This window comes from Streptomyces sp. NPDC059850, from assembly GCF_042731515.1.
Taxonomy (GTDB): Bacteria; Actinomycetota; Actinomycetes; order Streptomycetales; family Streptomycetaceae; genus Streptomyces.
Genome location: NZ_JBHWJI010000076.1, coordinates 24,075 through 40,952 on the forward strand (window position 1 = coordinate 24,075; position 16,878 = coordinate 40,952).

20 protein-coding genes are annotated in these 16,878 nt (G+C 72.8%); 15 read left to right on the forward strand and 5 right to left on the reverse strand.

Annotated features, from left to right (window positions below; translation table 11 throughout):
- Positions 1-292 precede the first annotated feature (292 nt).
- On the forward strand, positions 293-2,110 hold the full coding sequence (locus ACFV9T_RS38275; RefSeq protein WP_385447318.1) for a gamma-glutamyltransferase family protein: 1,818 nt from the start codon (positions 293-295) through the stop codon (positions 2,108-2,110).
- A 72-nt stretch (positions 2,111-2,182) separates the two neighbouring features.
- On the opposite strand, the gene ACFV9T_RS38280 is transcribed toward ACFV9T_RS38275, so the two are convergent.
- The gene (locus ACFV9T_RS38280) at positions 2,183-2,695 is read right to left on the reverse strand and encodes a hypothetical protein (RefSeq protein WP_385447319.1); all 513 of its coding nucleotides are present in this window, start codon (positions 2,693-2,695) and stop codon (positions 2,183-2,185) included.
- Between the two features lie 69 nt (positions 2,696-2,764).
- On the opposite strand from ACFV9T_RS38280, the gene ACFV9T_RS38285 reads away from it, so the two are divergent.
- The 3 genes from ACFV9T_RS38285 (at position 2,765) to ACFV9T_RS38295 (ending at position 5,354) form a co-directional block, all read left to right on the forward strand.
- Positions 2,765-4,258, forward strand: coding sequence for a helix-turn-helix domain-containing protein (locus ACFV9T_RS38285; RefSeq protein WP_385447321.1), 1,494 nt, complete (start codon positions 2,765-2,767; stop codon positions 4,256-4,258).
- Positions 4,259-4,641: 383 nt separating this feature from the next.
- Entirely contained in the window at positions 4,642-5,013 is a 372-nt protein-coding gene (locus ACFV9T_RS38290) for a type II toxin-antitoxin system RelE/ParE family toxin (protein WP_184503560.1), read from the forward strand.
- A complete protein-coding gene (locus tag ACFV9T_RS38295; RefSeq protein WP_385447323.1) occupies positions 5,010-5,354 on the forward strand; it encodes a helix-turn-helix domain-containing protein in 345 nt (114 codons plus the stop codon). Before ACFV9T_RS38290 ends, ACFV9T_RS38295 begins: the two co-directional genes overlap by 4 nt.
- A 41-nt stretch (positions 5,355-5,395) precedes the next feature.
- Here the strand turns inward: ACFV9T_RS38295 and mfd are convergent, their stop codons facing one another.
- Both mfd and ACFV9T_RS38305 read right to left on the reverse strand, forming a co-directional pair.
- A complete protein-coding gene (gene mfd / locus ACFV9T_RS38300) occupies positions 5,396-8,932 on the reverse strand; it encodes a transcription-repair coupling factor (protein ID WP_385447325.1) in 3,537 nt (1,178 codons plus the stop codon).
- Positions 8,933-9,253: 321 nt separating this feature from the next.
- Complete coding sequence (locus ACFV9T_RS38305; protein WP_385447327.1) at positions 9,254-9,598, reverse strand: hypothetical protein; 345 nt, start codon at positions 9,596-9,598, stop codon at positions 9,254-9,256.
- A 142-nt stretch (positions 9,599-9,740) separates the two neighbouring features.
- Here ACFV9T_RS38305 and gvpO point away from each other — a divergent pair, with 142 nt between their 5' ends.
- From gvpO to ACFV9T_RS38345, 8 genes are all read left to right on the forward strand, one after another.
- Positions 9,741-10,073 carry a gas vesicle protein GvpO gene (gene gvpO / locus ACFV9T_RS38310; RefSeq protein ID WP_385447329.1) on the forward strand — a complete coding sequence of 111 codons (333 nt, stop codon included), beginning with the start codon at positions 9,741-9,743 and terminating at the stop codon, positions 10,071-10,073.
- A 15-nt stretch (positions 10,074-10,088) separates the two neighbouring features.
- Positions 10,089-10,547 (forward strand): gas vesicle protein GvpJ, encoded by a 459-nt coding sequence (gene gvpJ / locus ACFV9T_RS38315; RefSeq protein ID WP_385447331.1) that lies wholly within the window; start codon positions 10,089-10,091, stop codon positions 10,545-10,547.
- A gap of 2 nt (positions 10,548-10,549) precedes the next feature.
- Entirely contained in the window at positions 10,550-11,296 is a 747-nt protein-coding gene (locus ACFV9T_RS38320) for a GvpL/GvpF family gas vesicle protein (protein ID WP_385447332.1), read from the forward strand.
- Positions 11,284-11,520, forward strand: a complete 237-nt coding sequence (locus ACFV9T_RS38325; protein ID WP_385447334.1) for a gas vesicle protein GvpG — start codon at positions 11,284-11,286, stop codon at positions 11,518-11,520. The genes ACFV9T_RS38320 and ACFV9T_RS38325 overlap by 13 nt, the downstream gene beginning before the upstream one ends.
- Entirely contained in the window at positions 11,513-11,863 is a 351-nt protein-coding gene (locus ACFV9T_RS38330; protein ID WP_385447335.1) for a gas vesicle protein, read from the forward strand. Before ACFV9T_RS38325 ends, ACFV9T_RS38330 begins: the two co-directional genes overlap by 8 nt.
- Positions 11,864-12,029: 166 nt before the next feature.
- Positions 12,030-12,791, forward strand: coding sequence for a GvpL/GvpF family gas vesicle protein (locus ACFV9T_RS38335; protein ID WP_385447337.1), 762 nt, complete (start codon positions 12,030-12,032; stop codon positions 12,789-12,791).
- Positions 12,788-13,012 (forward strand): gas vesicle protein, encoded by a 225-nt coding sequence (locus tag ACFV9T_RS38340; protein ID WP_055548419.1) that lies wholly within the window; start codon positions 12,788-12,790, stop codon positions 13,010-13,012. The genes ACFV9T_RS38335 and ACFV9T_RS38340 overlap by 4 nt, the downstream gene beginning before the upstream one ends.
- Positions 13,009-13,287: a gas vesicle protein K gene (locus ACFV9T_RS38345; protein ID WP_385447339.1), complete on the forward strand. Its 279-nt coding sequence runs from the start codon at positions 13,009-13,011 to the stop codon at positions 13,285-13,287. Before ACFV9T_RS38340 ends, ACFV9T_RS38345 begins: the two co-directional genes overlap by 4 nt.
- Positions 13,288-13,291: 4 nt before the next feature.
- On the opposite strand, the gene ACFV9T_RS38350 is transcribed toward ACFV9T_RS38345, so the two are convergent.
- On the reverse strand, positions 13,292-13,642 hold the full coding sequence (locus tag ACFV9T_RS38350) for a hypothetical protein (RefSeq protein ID WP_385447341.1): 351 nt from the start codon (positions 13,640-13,642) through the stop codon (positions 13,292-13,294).
- Between the two features lie 150 nt (positions 13,643-13,792).
- On the opposite strand from ACFV9T_RS38350, the gene ACFV9T_RS38355 reads away from it, so the two are divergent.
- Both ACFV9T_RS38355 and ACFV9T_RS38360 read left to right on the forward strand, forming a co-directional pair.
- The gene (locus ACFV9T_RS38355) at positions 13,793-14,647 is read left to right on the forward strand and encodes a helix-turn-helix domain-containing protein (RefSeq protein WP_385447342.1); all 855 of its coding nucleotides are present in this window, start codon (positions 13,793-13,795) and stop codon (positions 14,645-14,647) included.
- A 13-nt stretch (positions 14,648-14,660) separates the two neighbouring features.
- Positions 14,661-14,861, forward strand: a complete 201-nt coding sequence (locus tag ACFV9T_RS38360; protein ID WP_385447344.1) for a DUF397 domain-containing protein — start codon at positions 14,661-14,663, stop codon at positions 14,859-14,861.
- A gap of 4 nt (positions 14,862-14,865) precedes the next feature.
- On the opposite strand, the gene ACFV9T_RS38365 is transcribed toward ACFV9T_RS38360, so the two are convergent.
- Positions 14,866-15,462 (reverse strand): TetR/AcrR family transcriptional regulator, encoded by a 597-nt coding sequence (locus ACFV9T_RS38365; RefSeq protein WP_385447346.1) that lies wholly within the window; start codon positions 15,460-15,462, stop codon positions 14,866-14,868.
- A 106-nt stretch (positions 15,463-15,568) separates the two neighbouring features.
- Here ACFV9T_RS38365 and ACFV9T_RS38370 point away from each other — a divergent pair, with 106 nt between their 5' ends.
- The gene (locus ACFV9T_RS38370) at positions 15,569-16,762 is read left to right on the forward strand and encodes an MFS transporter (protein ID WP_385447348.1); all 1,194 of its coding nucleotides are present in this window, start codon (positions 15,569-15,571) and stop codon (positions 16,760-16,762) included.
- Positions 16,763-16,878: the final 116 nt, after the last annotated feature.

The following is a 16,878-nucleotide window of genomic DNA, read 5'->3' on the forward strand; positions in this document are numbered from 1 at the left end:
CCCCGGAGCGGGCGCTGTACGCCACGCTGCCCGGCACCCCCGCGTGCGGCACCGCCCCCACGGGACCCGCCTCCCCATCGAGCGGCTGCCCGGCGCGCACGACCGCGCCGATCAGGCCAGGCTGGCGCGCACTGCCGCGCTCGCCGCAGCCGGGGTGCCCCGCGCGGTGCCGGGCCCGCTGGCCTACGCGGGCCTGGGGCACATCCGCGCGGCGGGTCATCGCGCCATGGACCCGTGTGCGGGTCGTGGGCGATGCTGGCCGCACCTCGGCCGCCCACCCTCAGGGAGCTGCATGTTCACCACCCGGCCCACCCTCCAGGGCACGTACGGCATGGTGTCGTCCACGCACTGGCTGGCGTCGCAGTCCGCCATGGCCGTCCTGGAGGACGGCGGCAACGCCTTCGACGCGGCCGTCGCCGCCGGGTTCGTCCTGCACGTCGTCGAGCCGCACCTGAACGGGCCCGCCGGTGAGGTGCCGGTCATCCTCGCCCCGGCGGGCTCCCCGCCCACCGTGCTGTGCGGGCAGGGCCCGGCGCCCGCCGGGGCCACCATCGACCACTACACCGGGCTCGGCCTCGACCTGGTGCCCGGCACCGGCCCGCTGGCCGCGGCCGTCCCCGGCGCGTTCGACGCCTGGATGCTGCTGCTGCGCGACCACGGGACGCGGCGCCTCGCCGACGTGCTGCGGTACGCGATCGGGTACGCCGAGCACGGCCACCCCGCCGTGGAGCGGGTCGGCGAGACGGTCGAGACCGTACGGGAGCTGTTCGAGACGGAGTGGACGGCCTCCGCCGAGCTGTATCTGCCGGGCGGCCGGTCGCCCGCCGCCGGGCGGCTGCTCACCAACCCCGCCCTCGCCGCCACCTGGTGGCGGCTCGTCGCCGAGGCGGAGGCGGCAGGACCGGGGCGGGAGGCACAGATCGAGGCGGCCCGCCGGGTGTGGCGCGAGGGCTTCATCGCCGAGGAACTGGCCGCCGCCGCGGCCCGCCCCGCCATGGACTCCTCCGGGGAACGCCACGCGGGCACGCTCACCGGCGACGACCTGGCCGGGTTCGAGGCCACGTACGAGGACCCCGTCCGGTACACCTGGAACGGCTGGACGGTCTGCAAGGCTGGGCCCTGGAGCCAGGGGCCGGTCTTCCTCCAGCAACTCGCCCTGCTGCCGGAGGGTCTGGACGCGGAGGATCTGGGTGGGCCCGACCAGCTGCACGCCCTCATCGAGGGCAGCAAGCTGGCCATGGCCGACCGGGAGGCCTGGTACGGAGACGCCGACGCGGACGTACCGCTCACCGATCTGCTCTCCCGCCCGTACAACGACGCGCGGCGCGCGCTGGTGCGCGAGCACGCCTCGTACGAGCTGCGCCCTGGGCACCTCGGCGGCCGCGCGCCCCGGCTGAGCCAGCAGGCCCTAGCAGCCGCCGCCCGCGCGGCGTCCGGGACCACCGGGCCGGTCGCCGCGCCCGGGAGCGGGGAGCCGACGGTCGGCGGCGATGGCATCACCCGGGGCGACACCTGCCACCTCGACATCGTCGACCGCTGGGGCAACATGGTCGCCGCCACCCCCAGCGGCGGCTGGCTGCAGTCCAACCCCGTCGTCCCCGCGCTCGGCTTCCCGCTCGGCACCCGGCTCCAGATGGCCTGGCTGGACCCCGGCCTGCCCAACTCCCTGACCCCCGGCCGCCGCCCCCGCACCACCCTCAGCCCGTCGCTCGCGCTGCGCGGCGACACCCCGGTCCTCGCCTTCGGCACCCCGGGCGGCGACCAGCAGGACCAGTGGGCGCTGCACTTCTTCGTGAACGTCGCGCTGCGCGGCGGCGCGGCCGTACGCAACGGGCTCGACCTCCAGGGCGCGATCGACGCCCCCAACTGGCACCAGGAGAGCTTCCCCGGCTCCTTCCACCCCCGCGCGATGACGGCGGGCCGGGTGGTCGTGGAGTCGCGGATCGGCGAACCCGCGGTGGCGGAACTGCGGCGGCGCGGCCACGACGTGGTGGTGGGCGGGCCGTGGTCGGAGGGACGGCTGTGCGCGGTGGCCCGCGACCCGGAGACGGGCGTCCTGCTGGCCGGAGCCAACCCACGCGGCGCCCAGGGCTACGCGGTGGGCCGCTGAGCCGCGCCGCCCGGGCCCGCGCCAGGCTGGATGCGCTCCAGGTACGTGATGACGTCCGGCCGGGCGCGGGTCTCAGTCCGTGAGTCCCAGGTCCTCCCGCATGACGCGCCGCATCGCCGACAGCCGGGGTTCGGCGTCCTTCAGTTGGAGCAGGGCGGCCCCGGGGGTCTCCCCCTCCCTCGGCAGCCTCCGGTCGATGCGCTTGGCCATCGCGTCGATTCCGGCGAGGACCGTGTTCAGGTCGCGGGACGCGGTGAGGACCCGTTCGGGGACGATCATCTGGGCCTCGGCGTAGCGGTCCCGGTAGTCGCGCCGGGCCTCCTCCAGCCGGTCGCGGTCGTCGTCCGTGTAGACGCCGTCCCGGATGCGGTGCAGCGCGTCCTTGAGGAGGGTGTGGAACTGCCGGGAGGCGCGGTTCATGGCGGTGTAGGCGGCCCGGCGCTCCTCGAAACGGCGGCGGCGGTCCTCCGTACGGACCTCCTCCGCGCGCTGACGCGCCGTCAACCGCTGGTGCAGCAGGGGCGCGAAGAGCGTGCCGAGGACACCGACGACGGCGGTGATCATGGCAGCGATGACGGCGGTCACGCCAAAGACCCTAAGGGGTGGCGAAAGGGGCCTCACCGGGGGCGGACCAGGGGCACTAAGGTGCGGTTCATGCCAGCTTCGCCCTCCGACGCGCGAGCCGAACGCGCCGACGACGTACTCGCCCTCGCCCGGCTCTCCGCCCGGCGCGGGGCGGTACGGGCCATGCTCGGGTGGCTGACCCGGCGCACCGGGGGCCCCGCCCTGCTCGTCGGCGCCGACGGCTCCGTGCTGGCCACCGCGGACGACCCGCCGCCGCCCGCGTCGCTGCGGCGGCTGGCCGCCGAGGCGGCCATCGCGCTGCACCGCCGAGGCGCGCCGTCCGGGGTGCTCGGCGGGGGCGAGGCGCGCCCGGTGCACCTGGTGTCGCTCGGGTCGGCGGAGTCCCGGGGCCCGGCGCCGTACCTGGCGATCGTCGCGCCCACCGCGCCGCGCTGCGAGGTGCTGCTCGCCGACGCGTCGCGCACCCTCGGCCTGTGCTGGCGCGTCGAGGAGGCCGAACGGGCGCGGCGCCGCGTCGAGTCGGCCGAGGCGCACAGCCGGGAGGCGGTGCTGCATCTGCTCATGGTCGGCAGCCTGCCCGCGGCGCAGCGCATCGCCGCCGCGCTGCGCCCGGCGCTGCCCGCCGTGGTCCAGGTGTATGTGATCGAGTGCCCGATCGACCGGCGGGGCGAGATCGCGGAGCGGATCCATGATGTGGGGCGCGGCCGGGCGTGGGTCGTGCCGTGTCCGGTGCGCCCCAACCACCTCATCGCGCTGGTCCCGTCCCAGCGAGATGGGGTGGTTGGGGCGGACGGCGAGCCGCTGGACCGGCTGATCATCCGGCAGGAGCCGGAGTGCCGGGTCGGGGTGAGCGCGGAGATCCCGCTGCGGGACACCCCGGTCGGCTACGAACAGGCGTTCCACGCCTTGGCGGTGGCCCGTAACGCCCCGCAGCGGTCCGCCGGTTTCGGCGGGCACAGTGATGTGACGGTGCTGGCCAGCCCGGAGGGGCACGCCTGGGCGGGCGAGCTGCTGGGGCCATGCCTGGAGTACGCGCCGACCCGCCGCGCCGACCCCGGCCCGGCCGAGCTGCTCGGCACCCTCGGCTCGTGGCTCAGCTTCGGCAGCGCGGCCAGCCGCCATCTCAAGATCCACCGCAATACGCTGGCGGCGCGGATGCGCCACCTCGACGGGCTGCTCGGCGTGGACGTCAGCCACAGCCTGGCCGCCCAGTCGGCCGCCTGGCTCGCGCTGCGGCTGCACCAGGCGCCGCGCGGCACGGCCCCGGCCGGGCACCCGGCCACCCTCGACGGGCTGCTGTCCGCGCCCACCGCCGCGGTCTGGGCGCGGGCCCAGCTGCGGCCGCTGGAGCAGGCGAAGCTGACGGCCGGTCCCGAGACGGTACGGGCCTGGCTGCGCGCCGACGCCCGGCTGCCCGCGACCGCCTCCGCCCTCGGGATCTCCCTGCCCGGGACCCGGAAGCGGCTGGTCAGGGCCGAGGACGCGCTCGGGCGGTCGCTGCTGAGCGCGCCAAGCGCGAAGCATGAACTGTGGCTGGCGATGCGGGCGTTGGGCGACCTCTGAGCCGACCGCTCACGGGTCGCCTCACGGGTCACCGTTCGAACGACAACCGAACAGGGGTGTCACTGTGCACTTCGTTCCTCGCCGCCCCGGCCGCCCGCGCCTACTGTCCTCCTTGAGCCCGGCGGCCGCTCCGGAACCCACCCCGCCTCCCCTCAGAGCCGTACCCGCGGATTCCCCTCCAGCACACGGCTCCGCGATCCGGCCCGGCCCGCCGGGCCCACCACGCCGCGGCCGCCTCGGCCTCCTCCGATCCGGGGACGGACGCCGCGCGACCACGGGGGTGTCGCGTGGCGTCCGGCCCTGTTCCGCGCATGAGCCACGTTCGGGTGACATACCGCCCAAGAGCCCCCTGCGCTTCTACAAGCGAATGCTTATACTCGCTCGTGACGTGGTCAATCAACATCCATGACGAGGTGGCCGAATGGTTCCTCGCCCTCTGCGTGAACGATCCGCATTCGGCCGACGCGGTGGAACAGGCCGTGGAACTCCTCGCGGAGGTAGGCCCCGGCCTCGGTCGTCCCATGGCCGACGTGATCCACGGCAGCCGGTTGCACAACCTCAAGGAGTTACGCCCCGGCTCGGCAGGGCGGACCGAGATCCGCATCCTCTTCGTCTTCGACCCCGAGCGCGAAGGCATCCTTCTCGTCGCGGGCGACAAAGCCGGACACTGGCGCCGCTGGTATGACGAGGCCGTACCGCTCGCCGAGAAGCGGTATCAGCAGTACCTCGACCACAAGGAGAAGGAGGCGGAATGACTGGCTTCACCTCATGGAGCGAGGTCAAGCGGCGAGCCGAGCAGGCTCGCCGCGAGGCACATCCCGAGGTCGACGAGGCGGAGTGGGCAACGCGCAAGGAGGCGGCGCGCCTGGCCCAGGAGGCGCACCTCCTGGGGCACCACCTGCGGCAGCTCCGCAGGGAGCGCGGCCTCACCCAGCAGCAGGCCGCCACCCAGCTCGGTATCAGCCAGGCCCGGGTCTCCCAGCTGGAGCAGGGAAAGGCCGTGGATCTCGCCGCCATGCGCGCCTACGCACAGGCGCTGGGTGCCCGGCTGACCCTCGTCCTCGAAGTCGACGACCAGCAGATCCGCATCGCCTGAGGACAGCCGACGACCCCGTCACGCCCCTGGGAACACCCCCGTCACGACCCCAGAATCGTCGTCAGGAACTCGCCCGTCCACGCCAGCAGATCCCGCCCGACCACCGGCTTTCCGCCGATGCGGGCCGTCGCGGGGCGGGGGACCAGGACCTGCTGGGTGGCGGGCTTGAGGATCGCTCGCGGATGGAGCCGCTTCAGCCGCAGCTCCTGCGACTCCCGCAGCTCCACAGGACCGAAGCGGATGTTGGAGCCCTGGAGCGTGATGTCGGCGACGCCGCAGGAGCGGGCCAGCAGCCGCAGGCCCGCGACCAGGAGGAGGTTTTCCACCGGCTCGGGCAGCGGCCCGTAGCGGTCGGTCAGCTCCTCGCGGACGGCGCGGATGTCGTCCTCGCCGTTGGCCGAGGCGATGGCCCGGTACGCCTGGAGCCGCAGCCGCTCGCCCGGTGCGTAGTCGTGCGGGACGTGCGCGTCGACCGGAAGCTCGATCTTGACCTCCAGCGGCGCTTCCTCCACCTCGCCGCCGTCCGCCTCCAGCGTGGCCCGGTAGTCGGCGACGGCCTCGCCGACCATCCGTACGTACAGGTCGAAGCCGACGCCCGCGATGTGCCCGGACTGCTCGCCGCCGAGCAGGTTGCCCGCGCCGCGGATCTCCAGGTCCTTCATCGCCACGTACATGCCCGCGCCCATCTCGGTGTGCTGGGCGATGGTGGCCAGCCGCTCGTGGGCGGTCTCGGTGAGCGGCTTCTCCGGCGGGTAGAGGAAGTACGCGTAGCCGCGCTCGCGGCCCCGGCCGACCCTGCCGCGCAGCTGGTGCAGCTGGGAGAGGCCGAAGTTGTCGCCGCGCTCGACGATGAGGGTGTTGGCGTTGGAGATGTCGATGCCCGACTCCACGATCGTCGTGGAGACCAGGACGTCGAACTTCTTCTCCCAGAAGTCGACCACGACCTGTTCCAGCGCGCCCTCCGACATCTGGCCGTGGGCGGTGGCGATGCGCGCCTCGGGGACGATCTCGCGGAGCCGGGCGGTGGCCCGGTCGATGGACTCGACCCGGTTGTGGATGTAGAAGACCTGGCCCTCGCGCAGCAGCTCACGGCGGATGGCCGCGCCGATCTGCTTCTGCTCGTACGGCCCGACGAAGGTCAGCACCGGGTGGCGCTCCTCCGGCGGGGTGGTGATCGTGGACATCTCGCGGATGCCGGTGACCGCCATCTCCAGGGTGCGCGGGATGGGGGTGGCGGACATGGTCAGCACGTCCACGTTGGCCCGGAGCTTCTTCAGCTGCTCCTTGTGCTCCACGCCGAAGCGCTGCTCCTCGTCCACGATGACCAGGCCCAGGTTCTTGAACTTGGTCTCGGAGGAGAACAGCCGGTGGGTGCCGATGACGACGTCGACCGAGCCCTCCCGCAGCCCCTCCAGGACGGCCTTCGCCTCGGTGTCGGTCTGGAACCGGGACAGCGCCTTGACCACGACCGGGAACTGCCCGTACCGCTCGGTGAAGGTGCCCATGTGCTGCTGGACGAGGAGCGTGGTCGGCACCAGGACCGCGACCTGCTTGCCGTCCTGGACCGCCTTGAACGCGGCGCGCACCGCGATCTCGGTCTTGCCGTAGCCGACGTCGCCGCAGATCAGCCGGTCCATCGGGACCGACTTCTCCATGTCCTCCTTGACCTCGCCGATGGTGGTGAGCTGGTCGGGCGTCTCCGCGTACGGGAACGCGTCCTCCAGCTCGCGCTGCCAGGGCGTATCGGCGCCGAAGGCGTGGCCGGGGGCGGCCATCCGGGCCGAGTACAGCTTGATCAGGTCGGCCGCGATCTCCTTGACGGCCTTCTTGGCGCGCGCCTTGGTCTTCGTCCAGTCGGCGCCGCCGAGCCGGTGCAGCGTGGGGGCCTCGCCGCCCACGTACTTGGTGATCTGCTCCAGCTGGTCGGTCGGGATGTAGAGCCGGTCGCCGGGCTGGCCGCGCTTGGCCGGGGCGTACTCGACCACCAGATACTCGCGGGTCGCGCCCTGCACGGTGCGCTGCACCATCTCGATGTAGCGGCCGACGCCGTGCTGCTCGTGGACGATGAAGTCGCCCGCCTCCAGGGTGAGCGGGTCGATCGTCTTACGGCGGCGCGCGGGCATCCGCGCGCCCTCCTTGCCCGCCGCCTTCTGCCCGGACAGATCGGTCTCGGTGAGGACGGCCAGCTTGAGGCCCGGGTCGACGAAGCCGAAGTCGATGGAGCCGCATGCCACATGCACCACGGACGGCTTGATCTCGGCGAGGTCCGCGTCGAGCCGCGCCGCGATCCCCTCACCGCTCAGCACCTCGACGGTCCGGGTCGCCGGGCCGTGCGCCTCGGTGACGTACACCGCGCGCCACCCCTCGGCGAGCCAGCCCTTGGTGTCGGCCAGCGCGCGGGCGGTGTCGCCCCGGTACGACTCGGGGGCGTGCATGCCGAGCTTCAGGGTGTCCTGGTCAAGGGATTCGTCGGCCGCGAAGGGGCTCACCGACCACCACATCATGCCCAGCTCGCGCGCCCGGTCCCGGACGTCCGCAAGACCCCACAGCGAGGCCGCGCCCACGTCGATCGGCGCCTCCCCGCCGCCCGCCGTGGCCGCCCACGAAGCCTGCAGGAACTCCTGCGACGTGGCCACCAGGTCCGCCGCCCGGGTGCGCACCCGCTCCGGGTCGCACACCATCGCCATGCTGCCCCCGGGCATCACGTCCAGCAGCAGCTCCATGTCGTCGACCAGCACCGGGGCCAGGGACTCCATGCCCTCGACCGCGATCCCCTCGGCGATCTTGCCCAGCAGCTCGCCCAGCTCCGGGTGCGCCTCCGCGAGGGCGGCGGCCCGCTCCCGTACGTCGTCGGTCAGCAGCAGCTCACGGCAGGGCGGGGCCCACAGCCCGTGCTCCGCGACCTCCAGGGACCGCTGGTCCGCGACCTTGAAGTAACGGATCTCCTCGACATCGTCGCCCCAGAACTCGATCCGCAGCGGATGCTCCTCCGTCGGCGGGAAGACATCCAGGATGCCGCCGCGCACGGCGAACTCGCCGCGCTTCTCGACCAGCTCCACCCGGGAGTACGCGGCGGCCGCGAGCCCGTCCACGACCTCCCCCAGATCGGCGCTCCCGCCAGCCCGCAGACTCACCGGCTCCAGCTCGCCGAGCCCCTTGACCTGCGGCTGCAGCACCGAACGCACCGGCGCCACCACGACCGACACCGGCCCCGCGGCCGGATCGTCCGGGCTCGGGTGCGCGAGCCTGCGCAGCACGGCGAGCCTGCGGCCCACCGTGTCCGACCGGGGCGACAGCCGCTCATGCGGCAGCGTCTCCCACGACGGATACTCCACCACCCCGTCCGGCGGCAGCAGCGACCGCAGCGCGGCCGCCAGATCCTCCGCCTCCCGGCCGGTGGCGGTCACCGCGAGCACGGGCCGCCCGGCGGAGCGCGCCAGCGCGGCGACGGCGAAGGGCCGGGCGGCGGGCGGGCCGACCAGATCCACATGAGGGCGGTTTCCATCGGCGGCACCGCGCACCGCCTCGGCGAGCGCGGGGTCCCGTACGACGGCGTCGAGCAGACCGGTGAGGCTCATAAAGGGCAATTCCATCCCGGAGGCGGACAACGCGAACCACCCGACACGTCACACGGGCCGGGGGTCTTCCAGAGTACGGCCCCGCGCCGACATCCTCCGCCGGGCGCGGTTTGTCCGGTCGTACGGTCATACGGCGCCGGGTGCGGATCGGCGGGCGCCGGGCCGACGGCAGCCGATCCGTTGCGGTCCGTCGGACGGTTATGAGCCCGCGGCACTGCGTCCACCGCACACCACGAGGGCGGGGCACCTGGCGATGGTCCGGAATTCGCCGCAGACGGCGGGCACGCCGCGTACGCGCGAAGGGGGCGGGGCGCGAACCACCTATCCGCGCGCAGCCTGCATGATCTCCCGGATCTCATCCATGGCGGCCTGCCACTTCGGATCTTCCTTGCCGAGCGTCTGAGCGGTGTGCTCGGCGGCGTGCAGACGCCGGGCCACGTCGGGAAACCGCTCGACCTCGATCACCGTGGCCCACTTGACCTGGAACATGGCGATCGGCCCGAAGCTGTTGGACTGCGTGGCCATGGTGAACACCGTGTCCCGCTCAGAGGTCATCTCCGCCAAGCGGGAGGGCGCGACCTGCGCCAGAGCGGCACGCAGTGCCGGGAAGGTCTTCTCGGGTCTGGGGATCAGCGCTCCGCCATCGTGGACCGGCTGCGTGGTCATGTGTCCTCTGCCTCCAAGGGTGCCCAGCTCACGGTACGACAAGCGGGAGTGCCGCAGGGCCCGGATGCACGGGAACCACACTGCCCACGTCCGGCCCAGCTCAGCGCGCGGGCGGGCACGGGCTGTGAACAGACTGATGCACATGGCAGAGCGAGAGCGGCGCGCGTCCGGCGCCGAGACCAGCCGTGGCAGGACGCGGGAGCGGGAGCGCGAGCCCGGGTCCGGCCCCGAGCAGGCGGCCGGGCACGCCTGCGAACGGCTCGCCGCGCTGATCACCCACCCCACCGAGGGGGTCTCGGCGGTGCGCCGGACCGAGGACGGCTGGCGGGTGAGCGTGGACGTGCTGGAGGTCGCCCGCATCCCCGATACGACGAGCCTGCTGGCCACGTACGAGGTGGATCTCGACGAGCGGGGCGAGCTGCGCGAGTACCGGAGGGTCCGCCGCTACCGGCGCGGTGCGGCCGACGACTGCTGAAAGGACCTCTCCGCCATGGCTCCCACCACCTACACCGAAGAGGTCGTCTGCGTTCCGCGGGCGGGCACCCTGTACGACGTCATGGAGCTGATCCTCGACCGCGGCATGGTGATCGACGTGTTCATCAGGGTCTCCCTGGTCGGCATCGAGATCCTGAAGATCGACGCCCGGGTCGTGGTCGCGAGCGTGGACACGTATCTGCGCTTCGCGGAGGCCTGCAATCGCGTCGACCTCGAACACGACCGCACCAGCCGCACCGTCCCCGAGCTGTTCGGCGGGGGCGGGGCGGGCGCCGTAGCGCAGGGCCTCGGCAAGCGGAAGGTCAAGAAGGCGGTCGGCGCCGTGGAGGACAAGGTCAAGCGGGCGGTCGGCGGCGATGAGGACGACGAACCGGAAGCGGAGCCCCGCCCGCGCCCCCGCCGCACCAGCGGCGCCGCGCCCGCCCGCACGCGCCGCCGCGCCGAGGAGGACTGACCATGGCCGAGACCGCCGCCGCGCCCCGCAGCGTGTACGTCTACGGCGTCGTCCACGCCCGCCGCGTCCTGCCACCCGACCGCACCGGCGTCGGCGCCCACCCCGCGCCGCTGCGTACGCTGCGCGCCGGTGAGCTGGCCGCTGTCGTCAGCGACGCCCCGGCGGGCCTGCGCGCCAAACGGCGCGACCTCCTCGCCCACCAGGAACTGGCGCTCGCCCTCGCGGCCGACGGCCCGGTCCTGCCCATGCGCTTCGGCATGGTCGCGCCGGATGAGGAGGTGGTGCGGCGCCAGCTGGAGTCCTCCCACGGCGACTGCCTCGCCGCCCTCCAACGGGTCGACGGCCGCGTCGAGATGAACCTCAAGGCCGTCCCCGCGCAGGGCGATCTGCGGTCACTCGTACAGGAAGACCCCGAGGTCGCCCGCCTGCGCACGGCCGCCCGCCGCAACCCGGGCTACGAGACCAGCCTCCGGCTCGGCGAGGCCGTGGCCCGCGGGCTGACCCGCCGCGCCACGGCCACCGCCGCCGCGGTGCTGGCCGCGCTGTCGGAGGTGGCGGACGAGCGGGTGGCCGGGCCGGAGGTGCCGGGGTGCGTGCTCAACGCGTCCTTCCTCCTCGCCCGCGCCGAGATGGGCCGCTTCCGCAGCACCGTCGACCGCCTCGCCGCCGAACACGGCGGCCACGTCGAACTGCGGCTGACCGGCCCGCTGCCCTGCTACAGCTTCGTGGAGCCCGCATGGGCGTGCTGAGCGAGATCGCGCTCCTCCCGCTGGCGCCGGTGCGGGGTGTGGTGTGGGTCGCGGACTGCCTGCGGGACGCGGCGGAGCGGGAGATGTGCCACCCGTCCGTCATCCGCGCCCGGCTCGCCGCCCTGAACGAGGCCCTGGAGTCCGGGGCGATCACCCCCGACGACTTCGACCGCGAAGAAGACCGCCTGCTGGACCTGCTGGAACGGGGAGCCCGCCGTGACTGACCACGACCTCCTCCGCACCCCACCCCCGACCACCGGCCCGCCGACGTCCGACCTCGCCGAGATCCTGGAACGCGTCCTCGACAAGGGCATCGTCATCGCCGGGGACATCAAGATCGACCTCCTGGACATCGAACTCCTCACCATCCGGCTGCGGTTGTTCGTCGCGTCCGTGGACACCGCCCGCAAGGCCGGTATCGACTGGTGGGAGACCGACCCGGCGCTGTCCTCCCGAGCGAGACGGGACGCCCTCGCGGAAGAAAACGCGCTGCTGCGGGAGCGGCTGGAGGCCGTCGAGTCCGGCGAACTGACCGCCGCGACCCCGGCGGGAGGCGACGGCGCATGACCGCCCGTGCGTATGCCGTACGCCGCCCGTACGAGGCGCCTGCCGTCGCGGGAGACCTGACCGCAGCGGGCCCGGGCGCGGGCACCCACACGGCAGCCCCCGGCACCCGCCCCGGGAAGCGACGGCGCTTGACCGCCCCTGCGTCCGGCGAGCGGGGGAACCGCCGATGACCGTCCTCACCTACACCTACGCCGTCTGCCGCCCCCACGGCGGTCCCGCGCCGACGGGGCTGGCCGGGCTCGACCCGGGCAGCCCCGTCCGTACGCTGCCCGCAGGTCCGCTCACCGCTGTCGTCCAGGACGTATCGGCCTCCGACTACGCCGAAGAGGCCCTGCGGCGGCGGCTGTCCGACCGCGCCGAACTCGAACGGTGCGCCCGCGCCCACCACGAGGTGATCACGGCCGTCGCGTCCGTCACCGCGACCGTCCCCCTCCCCCTCGCCACCCTCTACCGTGGCGACGCCCGGGTCCGCGAGGCGCTGCGGTCGCAACAGACCGCGTTCCTCGCCGCCCTCGACCGGCTCGCGGGCCGCGCCGAATGGGGCGTCAAGGTCTACGCGCCGACCGCGCCCGTAACCCCCACCCCGGACCCCGCCCCACGCACCGGCCGCGCCTACCTCGACCGCGTACGCAACCGCCACCAGGGCCGCGAACAGCGCCAGAGCGCCGCCCTCCAGGCCGCCGAGCGCGTGGACGCCGCCGTCCAGAGCCTCGCCGTGGCCGCCCGGCGCCTACGCCCCCACGGCCCCGAGGTCACCGGCCCCCACCGCACTCACATCCTCAACGCGGCCTACCTCCTCGACACCGCCCGCGCCCGCGAACTCCGCGCCGCCCTGACGTCGCTGCGCGGTGACGAGCCCGCCGTCGAGATCGAACTGTCCGGCCCGTGGGCTCCGTACTCCTTCACCGACACCGGGACCGCCCCATGACCACCGCCGCCTGGGGCACCGTCCCCGCCGAGGCCCACGGCCCCATCGGCGTCCCCCTCGTCGATCTCCTCGACCGGGTGCTCGCCACCGGGGTCGTCGTCAGCGGCGACCTCGTCATCGCCATCGCCGAGGTCCCCCTCATCCGGCTCTCCCTGCACGCCCTGCTCTCCTCCGTCAACGAACGCGTCCCCGCCCCCTGGACCGACGGCGGCCCGCTGTGACCGACACCCGCGTCGACCTCGACACCGAGGCGATGGGCCGCGACCTGGTCGCCCTCGTCCTGACGGTGGTCGAACTCCTCCGCCAGCTGATGGAACGCCAGGCCCTGCGCCGCATCGACGACGGCGGCCTCACCGAGGACCAGATCGACCGCATCGGCACGACGCTGATGCACCTGGACGAGCGGATGACGGAGCTGTGCGACCAGCACGGCCTGACGATGGAAGACCTCAACCTGGACCTCGGCCCGCTGGGCACCCTGCTCCCCCGCGACTAGCGGGTCAGGCCGCCTCGGCCCGATCGAACGTGGCCGCGCGCGACGGCGTGAGCCACACCAGCCGCGCGGTGACGCCGTCCATCCGCCCGTAGTGCCAGGTGGCCCGCTCAGCCGAGGGCAGGCTGAACCTCCGCGTCCCGTCGGCGCTGATCACGTCCACCCGCCCGTCCTCGTACGCGAGCCCCCACGCCGCGACCTCGGCGTCCCGCCAGCCGTCTTCCAGGGCGAACTCCTGGACGACGGCGAAGAGTCGGGGTGCGGTGTCGAGGACGAGGGAGCGCACTTCACCGTCGAAATCGAACGGCTCGGAGAGTGATTCTGTGGGGATACGGTGGCCATCGATATCTCCTGTCACGAGGAGGAGTTGAACGGAACAACGCCCTGACCTGGCGCATGAGTTACACCATAGGTCCCCGCTATGATGCGGCCGATAGAATCGATGGGATACGTCATAACACCCCTCGTGTGGGTGACGGCGCAGCCATGTGAGCGAGGGGAACGCGCGATGGCCCGGATCAAGCTTCCGCCGACCATCCGGCAACGACGACTCGGCGCCGAGCTGCGTCGGCTGCGCGAACGGGCCGACCTCAACGCCACGCAGGCGGGCGCGCTCCTCGGTTCGTCGCAGTCACGCGTCAGCAGCATCGAGTCCGGCGCCTACGCCGTCAGCGCGGACCGCGTACGGGCGACGGCCCGCGCGTACGGCTGCACGGACCCGGCCCTGATCGAAGCCCTCGCGGCGATGACGGGCGGCCGGACGCGGGGCTGGTGGGACGAGTACCGCGACATCCTGCCGCCGAGCATGCTCGACATGGCCGAGCTGGAGCACCATGCCCAGGCGATGCGGATCGCCTGCGTCATCCACCTGCCGGGCCTCCTACAGACCAGGGATCACGCTCGCGTCATCATCAACGCCGTCGAACCGCCGCTTTCCCCACCCGAGGTCGAGCACCGGGTGTCCTACCGGATCAAACGGCAGGCGATTCTCTACGGTGAGCAACCGACCCCACTGGACGCGATCATCCACGAGGCCGCTCTGCGCATGGATTTCGGCGGAACCGATGTCGCCCGCGCACAGCTTGAACACCTGCTCTCCTTGAGCGAGCAGGAACACATCACAGTACGGGTGATCCCCTTCGGCTCAGGCGCCTTCCCCAGTTCCGGCCAGGCGATCGTGCACCTCAGCGGAGAGGTCCCGCATATGGACACCGTCGAACTCGACACGGACCATGGCTCCGAGTTCCTGGACACCCAGCCCCAACTCGCCAGGTACCGCAGCACACTGGACCGCATGGCGACCCTCGCGCTCACCCCGACGGAGTCGCGCGACATGATTTACCGGATCGCACAGGGCCTCTAGCGAAGGAACCTCCGTGTCCCCCAACACCTGGCGGAAGTCGTCGTACAGCGGCAACGCGGCCAACTGCGTCTACGTCCGCAACGACCGCACCGGCACCCTCCAACTCCGCGAGAGCGACGCGCCCAACACCATCCTCGCCACCCGCTCCACCACCTTCGGCGCCTTCATACGCGCCGCCAAGGCAGGCCACTTCGACCGACTGACCACCACCTGAGGCGTCAACCCCAGCCCGCGAGCACCGCATCGGCCGCGTCGTGGAGGTCCCGGGCCGGTACGCCGTCGCACACCTGCGTCGAGATGCCGAGCAGGAACCCGTGGATCATTGACGTAACACCGTCCACCTGGGTGTCCTCGGGCAGTTCCCCCGAGCCGACGCCGCGCACCACGCACTCCCTGATGCGCGCCCGGTCCGCCGCACGGCGCGCCGCTACGACCTTTCGCGCCCCCGCCTCCCCCGCCCCCGGCGCTTGGACCGTCCCCGAGAGAGCGACGAGGCATCCGCGAGGGTGGGAGGTGTCGGTCTGCATGTCGATCGAGCCGTGCAGGAGCCGGGCGATCGCCTCACGGGGGCCGACCGCCTCGTCGGCGACGACATCGGTGACACTGCCCGGCCCGGCGATGTAGTGCTGGACGGCCTGCTCGAACAGGCCCTCCTTCGACCCGAATGCGCCGTACAGGCTCGCGGAGGACAGCCCTGTGGCCTCGCGGAGCTGCGCCAGCGACGTCGCTTCGTAGCCCTGTTCCCAGAACAGCAACATCGCGGCCTCCAGGACGGCCTCCAGGTCGAAGGTGCGGGGGCGGCCGACGGGGGGCACAAGGAACCTCCTTCAATCCGGATTGACTGATCCAGTTTGACAGCCGCCGCAGCCCGTCGTCAATATCGGATCGATCAATCCGAAATTCGCGAAGGAGTGCGCCCCGATGACCACAACGTGCCCTGCGCCGACCCACGCGCAAGCGCATCAACCCCTTCCCGTGCCCGCGCTGCTGGTGATGGCGTGCACCGGATTCATCGTGATCATGACCGAGACCCTGCCTGCGGGACTGCTCCCGCAACTCGCCACCGGGCTCGGGGTCTCCGAGGGCGGGGCCGGTCAGCTCGTGAGTGCCTACGCGATCGGAACGGTCCTCGCGGCGATACCGGCGATCATGCTGACGCGCGGGACACGGCGGAAGCCGCTTCTCCTCATCGGCCTGCTCGGATTCCTCCTGGCGAACGCCGTCACCGCCGTATCGCCATCGCTCGCCATCGCCCTTGTCGCCCGGTTCGTCGGGGGTGCCTTCTCCGGCCTGCTGTGGGGCATGCTCGCCGGATATGCCCGGCGGATCGCCGCACCGGAGCACGCGGGGCGCGCCCTCGCCATCGCCATGACCGGGACACCGGTCGCGCTCTCCATCGGCACGCCCCTCGGCTCCTGGCTCGGCTCGACGGTCGGCTGGCGCTGGTCCTTCGCCGCGATGTCACTGCTCAGTGTCATCGTCATGATCTGCGCGAAGTTCCTCGTACCCGACGCCGCGGGGCAGTCGACGCAGACACGCATACCGCTCGCCCGAGTGCTCGGCCTTCCCGGTGTCGCGGCCATCCTCGGCACCGTGTTCACCTGGATGCTCGCGCACAACCTGCTCTACACCTACATCGCCCCCTACCTGCGGCAGATGCACCTGGCGCTCCGGCCCGACGCCGCGCTCCTCGTCTTCGGCGTCGCCGCGCTCGGGGGTATCTGGATCACCGGCGTATTCATCGACCGCGCACTTCGCACACTCACGCTGGCGAGCGTGACGCTGTTCGTCGTCGCCGGGGCGATCTTCATCGCTCCGCAGCAGTCCACGGTGCTCGGGCTCCTCGCGATCGTCCTGTGGGGCATCGCGTTCGGTGGCGCGGCGACGCAGCTGCAGACGGCCATGGGCGTGGCCGGGGGCGAGAACGCCGACGTGGCGAACGCGATGCTGACGACGTCATTCAACTTGGCGATCTTCGCTGGCGGCGCCTTGGGGGCCGTAGTCGTCGGTGGTGTGGGCGCGCCCGCTCTGCCTGCGGGCATGATCGTCCTCGCACTCGCGGCGCTTGTCACGATCGGTTGCGGTAGGCGTGTGGCATTCCCCGCGAATCGATGACCGACGCGCGGGAGCATGGGGCCGACGGCGGTCTCGGCGCGCGCCGCGTACGCCGGGAGCCGGTCCGCCCCCGTGTGCGGACCGGCTCCCCGCGGGGTGGGATCAGCCGTTGTCCA

What these genes read in the sequence shown, in the direction of transcription:
- ACFV9T_RS38305 (WP_385447327.1), bottom strand. Translation starts at nt 9,598, where the DNA reads ATGACCACGCAGCCGGTCCACGATGGCGGAGCGCTGATCCCCAGACCC.
- mfd (WP_385447325.1), bottom strand. Translation starts at nt 8,932, where the DNA reads ATGAGCCTCACCGGTCTGCTCGACGCCGTCGTACGGGACCCCGCGCTC.
- ACFV9T_RS38335 (WP_385447337.1), top strand. Translation starts at nt 12,030, where the DNA reads ATGACCGTCCTCACCTACACCTACGCCGTCTGCCGCCCCCACGGCGGT.
- ACFV9T_RS38355 (WP_385447342.1), top strand. Translation starts at nt 13,793, where the DNA reads ATGGCCCGGATCAAGCTTCCGCCGACCATCCGGCAACGACGACTCGGC.
- ACFV9T_RS38340 (WP_055548419.1), top strand. Translation starts at nt 12,788, where the DNA reads ATGACCACCGCCGCCTGGGGCACCGTCCCCGCCGAGGCCCACGGCCCC.
- ACFV9T_RS38320 (WP_385447332.1), top strand. Translation starts at nt 10,550, where the DNA reads ATGGCCGAGACCGCCGCCGCGCCCCGCAGCGTGTACGTCTACGGCGTC.
- ACFV9T_RS38275 (WP_385447318.1), top strand. Translation starts at nt 293, where the DNA reads ATGTTCACCACCCGGCCCACCCTCCAGGGCACGTACGGCATGGTGTCG.
- ACFV9T_RS38295 (WP_385447323.1), top strand. Translation starts at nt 5,010, where the DNA reads ATGACTGGCTTCACCTCATGGAGCGAGGTCAAGCGGCGAGCCGAGCAG.
- gvpO (WP_385447329.1), top strand. Translation starts at nt 9,741, where the DNA reads ATGGCAGAGCGAGAGCGGCGCGCGTCCGGCGCCGAGACCAGCCGTGGC.
- ACFV9T_RS38285 (WP_385447321.1), top strand. Translation starts at nt 2,765, where the DNA reads ATGCCAGCTTCGCCCTCCGACGCGCGAGCCGAACGCGCCGACGACGTA.
- gvpJ (WP_385447331.1), top strand. Translation starts at nt 10,089, where the DNA reads ATGGCTCCCACCACCTACACCGAAGAGGTCGTCTGCGTTCCGCGGGCG.
- ACFV9T_RS38325 (WP_385447334.1), top strand. Translation starts at nt 11,284, where the DNA reads ATGGGCGTGCTGAGCGAGATCGCGCTCCTCCCGCTGGCGCCGGTGCGG.
- ACFV9T_RS38370 (WP_385447348.1), top strand. Translation starts at nt 15,569, where the DNA reads ATGACCACAACGTGCCCTGCGCCGACCCACGCGCAAGCGCATCAACCC.